This window comes from Nitrosomonas marina (assembly GCF_900110145.1).
Lineage (GTDB): Bacteria > Pseudomonadota > Gammaproteobacteria > Burkholderiales > Nitrosomonadaceae > Nitrosomonas > Nitrosomonas marina.
Genome location: NZ_FOCP01000055.1, coordinates 1 through 2733, shown reverse-complemented (window position 1 = coordinate 2733; position 2733 = coordinate 1). Strand labels below are relative to the sequence as shown.

Annotated in this window: 5 protein-coding genes; 2 read left to right on the top strand and 3 right to left on the bottom strand. The window is 49.4% G+C overall.

Features of this window, described 5'->3' with window-relative positions:
• The first annotated feature begins 40 nt into the window (after window positions 1-40).
• Window positions 41-355 (top strand): antirestriction protein ArdA, encoded by a 315-nt coding sequence (locus BMX44_RS16265; RefSeq protein ID WP_342708050.1) that lies wholly within the window; start codon window positions 41-43, stop codon window positions 353-355.
• 221 nt (window positions 356-576) lie between these two features.
• Here BMX44_RS16265 and BMX44_RS16260 read toward each other — a convergent pair whose 3' ends face one another.
• From BMX44_RS16260 to BMX44_RS16250, 3 genes are all read right to left on the bottom strand, one after another.
• Window positions 577-882, bottom strand: a complete 306-nt coding sequence (locus tag BMX44_RS16260) for a type II toxin-antitoxin system RelE/ParE family toxin (protein ID WP_090634979.1) — start codon at window positions 880-882, stop codon at window positions 577-579.
• The gene (locus BMX44_RS16255) at window positions 882-1118 is read right to left on the bottom strand and encodes a type II toxin-antitoxin system ParD family antitoxin (protein WP_090634976.1); all 237 of its coding nucleotides are present in this window, start codon (window positions 1116-1118) and stop codon (window positions 882-884) included. Before BMX44_RS16255 ends, BMX44_RS16260 begins: the two co-directional genes overlap by 1 nt.
• Before the next feature lie 109 nt (window positions 1119-1227).
• Window positions 1228-2337 (bottom strand): relaxase/mobilization nuclease domain-containing protein, encoded by a 1110-nt coding sequence (locus BMX44_RS16250; protein WP_090634974.1) that lies wholly within the window; start codon window positions 2335-2337, stop codon window positions 1228-1230.
• A gap of 56 nt (window positions 2338-2393) precedes the next feature.
• Here BMX44_RS16250 and tnpA point away from each other — a divergent pair, with 56 nt between their 5' ends.
• Window positions 2394-2690 (top strand): IS66 family insertion sequence element accessory protein TnpA, encoded by a 297-nt coding sequence (gene tnpA / locus BMX44_RS16245; protein ID WP_090631131.1) that lies wholly within the window; start codon window positions 2394-2396, stop codon window positions 2688-2690.
• Window positions 2691-2733 lie beyond the last annotated feature (43 nt).

Sequence of the window (2733 nt, the reverse complement as noted above, 5' to 3'; positions counted from 1 at the left end):
CTAATAGCCGTATTGATGAGTTGTTGCCGTTAACGCCGGAATTTATCGAAGCATTAAAACAAGAAAAATTATAGATGGTCGCGCCGGACGCTTACCGGATTTTGGCGGGGAGTTGCTGAACAATTTCGGCGGTGATCTGGAGGAGGCCAGAACAGCGGCAGAAGAAAATTATTGCGGTTGCTACAAATCACTGGCTGATTTTGCAGAAGGGTTGACCGAAGAAACCACGCAGATTCCTGAAAACCTGGCTTACTATATCGACTATGAGCGTATGGGCCGGGATATGGAATTAAGCGGTGATATTTACACCATCGAAACGGCTTTCGAAGAAGTTCATATTTTCTGGAATCATTAAAAAAACCAAGGCGCTGCCTGCTTGAAGCTGGCGGCGCTTTTTTGTTTGAGGGGCGAAAAATTCGCGCCGCCGAAATCTTGCGCTTTCGCCGCCGGGGTGGAACATGCCGTTTTAAAACCGGCCTGTTTAAAGTGCGCCCTTCAGGGCGACCAATCCGGGCCGCGCTGGCAAGGCTGCGGTTTTGTTTCCGGCGTTGTGTTTCAAGTTGCTCAAGGCGTTATTCACGCCTTGCCTGTTTCACCGAGTAACGCCTTTACATCGCGGCTTTGGTGTATGACACGGGAAATAACGATAAAGTCTTTTTCCTGCCAGTAAAAAATAACGTGGCTGACATATTCAAACCGGAAATATCCTTCTCTGATACTGTCGCAGCGACGACCCAGAAGGGGATTTTCTGCAAGTAATCCGAATTTTTTATCCAGATCGTTTAAATAATTCCGGCGCTGATCCTTGCCCCATTTACGTTGCGTGTAACGGCCAATCTCGCGTATATCGTCCCGCGCTTCTTTTGAAACCTTAAAGCGCATTACTCACTATCAAGCTCGCGCTGTATGGCGTCAATGTCGTAGTCCTCGGCAATGCCGCTTTCCTCACCTTTGATAAGGGCAGCGCGTAATGCCTCCAGTCTGGTTTCCTCCTGTTCCAGAAGCCTAAGCCCTGCACGCACGGCATCACTTGCAGAAGCATAGCGCCCTGCCTTGACCCGTTCATCAACAAAAGTTTCAAAATGATCGCCAAGCGAAACGCTGGTATTTTTGGCCATTTTCTAACCTTTCCAAAATATTGTCTCCCTTATAATTTACCAAAGATTGGTATATATGCCAAGGAAATAATCTAAGCCCTTACTTTGCCTTTATCGGGATGTCAAATTGCTACCATTCCCAATCCGGGCCGCGCTGGCGGGGGTGTGGACGGCTGCGATTGTGTTCCCGGCGCTGTGCCTCTAACTGTTCAAGGCGTTGTTCACGCATGGCTTGATACTGCGACTTGTCATGTTCCAATTCATCCAACCGGTAAGAATTCAGCGCTTGCAATCGCGTGATACGCGATTGCAAGGAACGGCGAATTTCGAGCTGATTAAAAATCAGCGTATCACGCTGCTGTTGCTGGTCGATTTTGACCTGCCATGCGTCTTGTTCGTTGCGTTCTTCGATTTTACGGCGCTTTCCGGTAATGCACTCAAACAGGCCGCGAAAACCCTTGTTAAGATTATTACGCCATTCTTGTTGTTTGCGTTGCCAGAGTGTGTTTTGCGCATCGCGTAATTTTTGGCGCTCGGCCTTGTGCTGGCGCGTTAAACTTTGCCGTTTTTCTTCCAATTGCGCCATGCGGCTTTCAAATGCGACTGCCTGTTCTTGGAATAGCGCATCCAGCCGCATGGTCATATCCTTGGCAATCTGGATTCTGGCTTCATCGACCGATGGCAGGCTTTGTTCATCGCTCAGGCGGGAGCGGACTTCTTTGGTCTTGATTCCGGCCCATTTGGATACGGCAAATACTTCGCCCCGATGATCCAGCGCGACAAAGCCGCGCCGATCACCTCGGGCGAGGACATAACCGTGTTCTTTCAGCGCATGGACAAAAGCGCCTTGCGTATCGCTGGTTGACCAGCATTCCTGAAAAACAGCTTTTATTTGTTTCGGGTCTTTGCCGATCCGCTTTGCCTGTTGCCATTGTGCCAGCGTAAAATTGCGCGGATCACGGGCATGAGACTGCTTTAATCCTGCGGGCATTTCCCAGCCGTGTTCCAGATACAATTCACGCGATAATTCTGTTAATTTGCGTTTGGTAAATGAAAGCTGCACCGCTTTCATTTCATCCACCTTGATCCGCGACCAAACAGCATGGCAATGTCTGCGCCCGTTTTTTTCATGAAAAACAATAGCGCGAGGCTGGCCGGTTAAGCCAAGTCGTTCTTCGGCTTGCTCTACGGCTTTTTCGAAGATTTCCGTTGAAACATTGTAAGCGTCCAACCCCGCCATCTATAAATTAGAATCTGATCTGTTTATCCTCGGGCATTTTCAAAGGAGGATGAGCGATGACTACACAGGAACAGCAGTTACGTCATATCAGGGCGTGGCAGTCGAGCGGATTGTCGCAGACGTCTTATTGTCGCAAGCATGGCCTGAACAGCAAGACTTTTGGAAACTGGCTGCGTACTTACCGGAGAACGCAATTGCGTAGTCAACCGGGATCAATGGTACCGGTGACGATTACACCAGCTGTGCCGGTTACAGATTACTTGAGGCTGCGTTGTTCAGGCGGTCATACACTCGAAGTACCGGCGAATGTATCGCCGCAATGGCTGGGCGAATTGTTGAAATGTCTGGACTGATTGCTCATGTTGGACAAATCTGGATGGTCGTTGAGCCGGTGGA